Annotated in this window: 5 protein-coding genes, 1 rRNA gene and 1 pseudogene; 5 read left to right on the top strand and 2 right to left on the bottom strand. The window is 75.0% G+C overall.

Going from position 1 to position 7,212, the window contains the following annotated elements; genetic code table 11:
- Positions 1 to 364 precede the first annotated feature (364 nt).
- Positions 365 to 1,633 (top strand): histidine kinase, encoded by a 1,269-nt coding sequence (locus tag ABZ885_RS32240; protein ID WP_360196508.1) that lies wholly within the window; start codon positions 365 to 367, stop codon positions 1,631 to 1,633.
- A gap of 5 nt (positions 1,634 to 1,638) precedes the next feature.
- Positions 1,639 to 2,310, top strand: a complete 672-nt coding sequence (locus ABZ885_RS32235; protein ID WP_360196505.1) for a response regulator transcription factor — start codon at positions 1,639 to 1,641, stop codon at positions 2,308 to 2,310.
- Positions 2,311 to 2,684: 374 nt separating this feature from the next.
- Here the strand turns inward: ABZ885_RS32235 and ABZ885_RS32230 are convergent, their stop codons facing one another.
- Positions 2,685 to 4,496, bottom strand: coding sequence for a helix-hairpin-helix domain-containing protein (locus ABZ885_RS32230; protein ID WP_360196502.1), 1,812 nt, complete (start codon positions 4,494 to 4,496; stop codon positions 2,685 to 2,687).
- Between the two features lie 324 nt (positions 4,497 to 4,820).
- On the opposite strand from ABZ885_RS32230, the gene ABZ885_RS32225 reads away from it, so the two are divergent.
- From ABZ885_RS32225 to ABZ885_RS32215, 3 genes and pseudogenes are all read left to right on the top strand, one after another.
- Complete coding sequence (locus ABZ885_RS32225) at positions 4,821 to 5,546, top strand: hypothetical protein (RefSeq protein WP_360196499.1); 726 nt, start codon at positions 4,821 to 4,823, stop codon at positions 5,544 to 5,546.
- 99 nt (positions 5,547 to 5,645) lie between these two features.
- On the top strand, positions 5,646 to 6,308 hold the full coding sequence (locus ABZ885_RS32220) for a helix-turn-helix domain-containing protein (RefSeq protein ID WP_360196496.1): 663 nt from the start codon (positions 5,646 to 5,648) through the stop codon (positions 6,306 to 6,308).
- 74 nt (positions 6,309 to 6,382) lie between these two features.
- Positions 6,383 to 6,862: pseudogene (locus tag ABZ885_RS32215) on the top strand (MFS transporter); the annotation flags it as partial.
- Positions 6,863 to 7,044: 182 nt separating this feature from the next.
- Here the strand turns inward: ABZ885_RS32215 and ABZ885_RS32210 are convergent.
- Positions 7,045 to 7,212: ribosomal RNA gene (locus ABZ885_RS32210) — 16S ribosomal RNA — on the bottom strand; the annotation flags it as partial.

The raw sequence follows: 7,212 nt of genomic DNA, 5'->3' as shown, positions 1-7,212 counted from the left end.
GTCGGCATGGCCGGCGCCGGCCGGGGCGGCGGCGCCCAGCGTGGTGACGGCGGTGACCAGGCAGATCGCGGTCGCGGTGGCCGTGCGGACCCAGGAGCTGTCGGCGCGGCGCCGGTTGCCCGTGCCGGTGCCGGTGCCGGCGCCGGTTCGGGTGCGGTCGGTGGCGGTGCGGCGCATGGTGGTCGGTCCCTCCGGACGGGTGGTTCGTTCAGGCTGACGAAGTCAATCTTTCGGCTGATGCACCGTCAGTCATCCCGCTGCGGTGGGAATCCGGTCCGTCCAAGGGATGATCCCGGCCTCCCTCTGGAGAGCTGGGTCCGGACCGCGCGCGGCGACCCGGCCGTCCGCCCGTAGGCTCGCACGCATGCGTACCGAAACCCCGGCGTCCCTGGCCGTCCGGCTCCGGCGGCCGCTGTCCGTCGGCGCGGCGCTCGGCGTGCTGGCGCCGGTGGCGCTGGCGCACCCGGGTGAGCGGGCGGCCGCGCTGCTCCCGGCCTCGGCGGCGGCGCTCGCCTCGGCGGCGGCCGTCCTGCCGTGGCCGTCCCGCCGGGTGACGCTCGCGGGGGCGGCCGGCGGCGTCGCGGCGGTCTCGCTGCTGCTGGACGTCGGCTACCAGGGGCCGTACCGGCTCGCCGCGTTCTGGTTGTCCTTCGAGTGGCTCGCGCTGGTGGCGCTGCTCGGCCGGTCGGTCCGGCGGGTGCCCGGCCGGTGGGCGGGGCCGGTCGGGGCGGCGGTCGGCCTGGCCGCGCTGCTGGTGCCGCTCCGGTTCACCCTCCGGGTGCCCGGGGGCGGTGCGACCGGTTCGCTGATCGCCCTGCTGCTCTCCCTCCTGCCGGCGCTCGGCGTGGCCGGTGCCGGCCTCTATCTGCGGGCCCTGGACGCCCGCCGGGAACGGGCGGTGGCCGGCGCCCGCCGCGAGCAGCGGCTCGAAGTCGCCCGCGGACTGCACGACTTCGTCGCCCACGAGATCACCGGCATCGTGCTGGAGGCGCAGGCCGGCCGACTGCCCGGACAGGACGCGGTGGAGACGGCCGCCCTGCTGCGCCGGCTGGAGGAGGCCGGGCTGCGGGCGCTGGACTCGATGGACGCGATGGTGGGCGCCCTGCGCGACCCGCAGGCCGACGAGGCGGCGGACGGCGGGGCCGTGGGTGCCACCAGGCTTCACGGGCCCGCCGACCTGCCGGAGTTGGTCGGCCGCTTCGCGGGGACCGGCGCGGTCCGGGCCACCGTCGAGCTGGCACCGGAGGCGTCCGGCCTGCTGTCGCGCGAGGCCGGGGCGGCCGCGTACGCGGTGGTGCTGGAGGGGCTGACCAACGTGCGGCGGCACGCGCCCGGGGCGGCCGGCGTGGTGGTGCGGGTGGCGGTCGTGGCCGGGCCGGACGGCCGGGTGGTGGAGGTGTCGGTGACGGACGACGGCGGGCGGGGGCGCGGCCCGCGGGGGCTGCGGCTACGCCGGGCGGGCAGCGGCGGTACCGGACTGGCCGGGCTGGCCGAGCGGGTGGCGGCCCATGGCGGGACGCTGGAGGCGGGGCCGCAGCGGCCGTCGGGCTGGCGGCTCCGCTGCGCCCTGCCGGTGCGTCAGGAGCCCTGCTCGGACGCGCCTCAGCGGGCCGGCCGGGGCGTGCGAGACTGATCCCCGTGACGACGCCCATCCGTACGCTGATCGCGGACGACCAGGAGGCGGTCCGCCGCAGCGTGCGGCGGATCCTGGAGGCGCAACCCGACATCACCGTGGTCGGTGAGGCGGCCGACGGCCTCGCGGCGCTCGAACTTGCCGGGCGGCTGTGCCCGGACGTCGCGCTGGTGGACATCCGGATGCCCCGGATGGACGGCCTGGAGCTGACCCGGCGGCTGGCCGGACCGGAGGCCGTCACACCGGTGCGGGTGGTGGTGCTGACCACCTTCGACCTCGACGAGTACGTCTACCCGGCTCTGCAGCACGGGGCGTCCGGCTTCCTGCTGAAGCGCTCCGGCCCCGCGCTGCTGGCCGAGGCGGTCCGGGCGGCGGCGAGCGGCGAGAGCCTGATCAGCCCGTCCGTCACCGTCCGGCTGCTGAAGCACGTGACGGCGCCCCGGCGTCCGGAGCGCCGTCGTGGTCCGGCGGTGGTGCCGCTCACCGAGCGGGAGGTGGAGATCGCCGGGCAGGTGGCGGCGGGCCGGACCAACGCCGACATCGCCGCCGGACTGTTCATCTCACCGGGCACGGTGAAGACGCACGTCGCCAGCATCCAGCGCAAGCTCGGGGTGCAGAACCGGGTGGGCATCGCCGTGCACGCCTGGGAGATGGGGTACGCGGTGCCGACCGCGTAGTGCGCGTGGGGCCCGGGCGGCCGCGCCGTACCGGGGTGCCAGGAGCGCTGCGGGCACACGACGGAACCTGCGAGGCGGGGGTGGCCTCCGGACGTCGTGTCCTCCGGCCTGACAGTTCGATCGTCGACCTAGGTACCAGCGGCAGACCCTGATCCGTCTCGATCTGTCGCCACTGCCTCCTGCGGTCGAACTTCCTCAGCTACCTCGCAGGTCCAGTTCCATGGTGCGCCTCCGTGGGCCGTTGCACCAGGGTTTTCTCCGAAAAATCGGGCAAAAGGGGCATCTTGTCCGCGCCCGTCCGCGGTTGCGCCCCGTTGTGCTCCACCGTGTCCCGTCGTGTCCCGTAGTGTCCCGCCGGGTTCCGTCGTTCGCCGCTACCGAAGGGCGTCCTTGCGCAGGAACCGCTTCAGCCGCTGCCACGGCCAGGTGTTGATCACGTCCTCGGTGGTCAGCCAGGCCCGTTGGGCCGTGCCGATCCCGTACCGCGGGTAGGCGAGGTGGCCGGTGGCGTGCGCGTCGCTGTCGACCGAGAACTTCACGCCGAACCGCTTCGCCCGCAGGACGTCCTCGTCCCGCAGGTCGAGCCGCTGCGGCGAACTGTTGATCTCGATCGCGGTGCCGGTCCGGGCGGCCGCCTCGAAGACGGCGTCCAGGTCGACGTCGATTGGCCCGCGCCGCCCGATCCGCCGGGTGGTGAGGTGGCCGATGACGTGCACGTGCGGGTTCTCGCAGGCCCGGATCAGCCGACGGGTCTGGGTGGCCCGGTCGGCGCCGAAGTGCGAGTGCACGGAGGCCACGCAGACGTCGAAGCCGGCCAGGAACTCGGCGGGCCAGTCCACCCCGCCGTCCGGGCCGATGTTCAGCTCCGTGCCGTGCAGCAGGCGCATCCGCTTGTGCCGGCCGGCGAGTTCGCGCAGTTGCTCACGCTGCGCGAGCATCTTCTCGTCGGTCATCCGCTGCATGGCCAGGTCGGGAGCGTGGTCGGTCACCGCGTAGTACGTGTAGCCGCGGGCGGCCGCGGTGTCGATCATCTCCTCCAGGGTGGCCAGCCCGTCGGTGAGGTCGGTGTGGCTGTGCAGGTCGCCGCGCAGGTCCGACTCGGTGACCAGCTCCGGCAGTTCGTCGCGCAGCGCGGCCTCGACCTCGCCCCGGTCCTCGCGCAGCGGCGGGGCGATCCACGGCAGCCCGAGCGCGGCGTAGACCTCCTCCTCGGTGGCCGAGACGACCTTCCGGCCCTCCCGCCCCGCGGTCCCCGGGCCGTCGCCGGCCGCGTCCTCCGCCTTCGGCCGGCCCTTCCCGCCCTGCTTGCCCTTCCCGCCGCTCCCCGCCTCGAACAGCCCGTACTCGGAGAGCTTCAGGCCGGCCCGGACGGCCATGGTGCGCAGTTTGATGTTGTGCGCCTTGGAGCCGGTGAAGTACACCAGCGCCGCGCCCCAGTCCTCCTCCGGCACCACCCGCAGGTCCACCTGGAGGCCCTTCGTCGTGAGCACCGAGGTCTTGGTGGGCCCGCGCGCGATCACCTCGGCCACGTACGGGAGTCCGGTGAGCGCCTCCATCAGCGGCTCGGAGTCCTCGGCGGTGGCGAGCACGTCGATGTCGCCGACGGTCTCGCGCATCCGGCGCAGCGAACCCGCGTACGTGCAGCGGGTGCAGCCCGGCACGGCCGTGATCGCCGCGACGATCTGCTCGGCCTGGTCGGTGGCGGTGTCGAGCAGGGTCCGTCCGCCGGACTGCCGCATCAGCTCGATGCCGTGCAGGATCTTCTCGCCGCTGCGCTCGCCGAACCCGGCCACCCCGCTCAGCCGGTCCGCGCGGATGGCCTCGGCGAGCTGGTCGACGGAGGCGATGTCGAGGTCGCGGTAGAGGGCGAGGGCGCGCTTGGGACCCACGCTGGGGACGGCCATCATCTCCCGCACCCCGGCCGGGATCTTGGCGCGCAGCGTCTCCAGGGCGTCCATCCGGCCGGTGGCGAGGTACTGGGCGATCTTCTCGGCCGTCGACTTCCCGACGCCGGCGATCTGCTGGAGGCCCTTGACGTCCAGGCCGGCGACGTCCTCCGGGTAACCGCCCACGGCGCGGGCGGCCTTCTCGTAGGCGCGGGCCCGGAAGGCGTCGCCGCCGGTGATCGAGATCAGGTCGGCGTACTCCTGGAGCAGCTCCTGGACCTGGTCGTTGAGCCGGGTCATGGGGTCAGTTTAGGTTCGGCGGGCTGTTCGGGCTGTTCGGGCCGGTACGGGCCTGTGCGGGCCGGTATGGGCTGGTACGGGCCGGTGCAAGCCGGTACGGGCTGTTCGGGCCGGTACGGGCTCGGTCGGGCGGAGGCGGGCCCCGTCGGTCGGCCGGGCCCGTCCCCGCCGACCGGCGGGGTTCGGTGGCCGGTTTGTGCCCTTGAGCCGGATTGTCACCCGGGTGGCGGGGGCGCAGGCTTGGCGGAGGGGCCGGGAACGCGGCCCCGTCGGCCTGCCGCGCGTCGTCGCGGCGCTGGCCGGTGACGCACGAGGGGCAGGGCGATGGGACGCGGGAAGCTCTGGGGCTATGTCGCGTCGGGTGCCCGGATGTTCGGCGCTCCCGGCGGCTCCGGCCGTGGCACGGACAGTGGCGCTGCGGGCGGGGCGGGACGGCCCCCGCAGGGGGTGATGGCCGCGCCGCGGTCACTCTCCCGGCCCGAGCTGGAACAGGTGGGCTGGACGGACCGCGCGGCGGGCTGCGGTCCGCAGGCGCAGCACGTGCAGGTGGCCGAGGTGGTGCGGCGGGTGCTGCGCGGCGGCGGCCGGGCGGCGTCGGTCACCGTGCGGGTGCCGGACGGCCTGCCGGTGGTGTTCGCGGACGCCCGGCGGCTGGAGTCCGCGCTGGCCGGGCTGGTCGATCACGCGATCCGGCGCAGCCCGTTGGGGGAGCGGGTGCTGGTCCGCGCCTCGGCGGTGTCGGGCCGCAGCAGTGCCGGGGCGGCCGCGGGCGGTGCGGCGGCGGGCCTGGCCTGGGTGGAGCTCAGGGTGGTGGATCGCGGGGCCTGTGAACTCCCGGAGGCGCGCGCCTGGTTGCTGGCCGGCCTGCGCTCGGCCGGTCCCGTCGGGGCGGGGGAACCGGCCGGCCCGGGTGGTCCGGGTGGCTCCGTCGGGCCGGGTGGCTCGGCCGGTCACGGGCTGGTCCGTGCGGCGGGCGGGCGGCTGGCGGTCGAGCAGACCCCGGGCGGGGGCCTGACCGTGGTCCTGGTCCTGGCGGTCGCCCGCGACTGACCGCGGCCGGGCCGGTGCGCCCCGGGCTCCCGAAAACCGCAAAGACATCTTTGCAAATAACCCTTTGCGAAGAAGTCTTTGCGGTTCTACGCTGCTGCCATGACCGAAGAGCAGAAGTGGAAGCACGGTCCGGTGCCGCAGGACGCCGTCGTCGTCCTGGACGCCAAGGGTCTGCGCGCCCTGGCCCACCCCGTGCGCGTCCAGCTGGTCGGGCTGCTGCGCAGGCACGGCCCGTCCACGGCGACCAGGCTCGCCGAGCGGATGGGGCTGACCTCGGGCGCGACCAGCTACCACCTGCGCCAGCTGGCGGCGGCCGGCTTCGTCGCGGAGGACCCCGAGCGGGGCAACGCCCGCGAGCGCTGGTGGAAGCCGCTGCACCAGGTCACCTGGTGGGCCGACCGGGACTTGGCAGACGAGGAGCCGGAGGCCGCGATCGCCTACCTGCGCTCGATCGTCGCCGCCAACGCGCTGACCACCCAGCGCGCACTGAACGCCTTCGAGACCATGCCGCGGGAGTGGCGGCACTCCTTCGACTTCAGCGACTGGTCGCTGCGGCTGACGCCGGAGGAGGCGCGCAGCCTCGCCGACGAGGTGGCGGAGGTGATCGGCCGCTACCGCCGGTCCGACGCAGCGGACGCCGCCCCCGAGGGTGCGGAGCGGGTCGCGGTGGTGCTCCAGGTGCTGCCCGACCCCGAGGGCGGGGCGGATGACGGCGCGCCGGCCGGTCCGGCGGCGACGGGTGGGGCGGAGGGCCGGGCGTGACCGCGACGTCGGTACGGGCGCCCCGGGTCGCTGCACCGCGCAGCATCCGGCCGCTGGCGGGTGTGCTCGGGGCGATGGCGGTCTCCCTGACGGGGACGCGGGTCTCGGCGATCGCCTTGCCGTGGTTCGTCCTCGCCACCACCGGCAGCGCCACCATGACCGGTGTCGTCGCCTTCGTCGAGATGACGCCGTACGTCCTGGTGAAGGCACTCGCCGGACCGGTCATCGACCGGCTGGGCCCACGGGTCGTCTCCTGGACGACGGACGCGGCGAGTGCCGTGGCCGCGGGCTTGATCCCGCTGCTGCACGGCCTGGGCCTGCTGCCGTTCTGGCTGCTGCTCGCCCTGGTCGCGCTGGTCGGCGCGGTCCGCGGCCCGGGGGACTTGGCCAAGGAGGTGATGGTCCCCGACGCGGCCGACCGCGCCCGCATACCGCTGGAGCGTGCGACCGGCCTCGCCGGGGTCACCGAGCGGCTGGCCTCGACGGTCGGCCCGGCGGTGGGCGGCGGGCTGATCGCCCTGCTCGGCCCGATGGCCGGCCTGACGGTCAACGCGGTCGCCTTCGCGCTCGGCTCGGTGGTCATCGGGCTCGCGCTGCCCCGCGGCATGGGCCGGGCGGCGGCCGCGCCGGATCCGGTGGCCACGGGTGGCGGCGAGGGGGAGGCGCAGCCCGGCTACTGGCAGATGTTCCGGGAGGGCTTCACCTTCCTGCGCGGCGAGCCGCTGCTGCTCACCGTGATCGTGATGATCGGCGTCACCAACCTGCTGGACGCCGGGTTCATCACGGTCCTGATCCCGGTCTGGGCGCAGGACGGGCGGTGTGTACAAGGCCCGGGAACGTATTCACCGCAGCATGCTGATCTGCGATTACTAGCAACTCCAACTTCATGGGGTCGAGTTGCAGA

It is taken from the genome of Kitasatospora sp. NPDC047058 (assembly GCF_040643935.1).
In the GTDB taxonomy this organism is placed as follows: Bacteria; Actinomycetota; Actinomycetes; order Streptomycetales; family Streptomycetaceae; genus Kitasatospora.
Note: the sequence above shows the minus strand (reverse complement) of the source record. Positions and strands in the feature narration are given on the sequence as shown.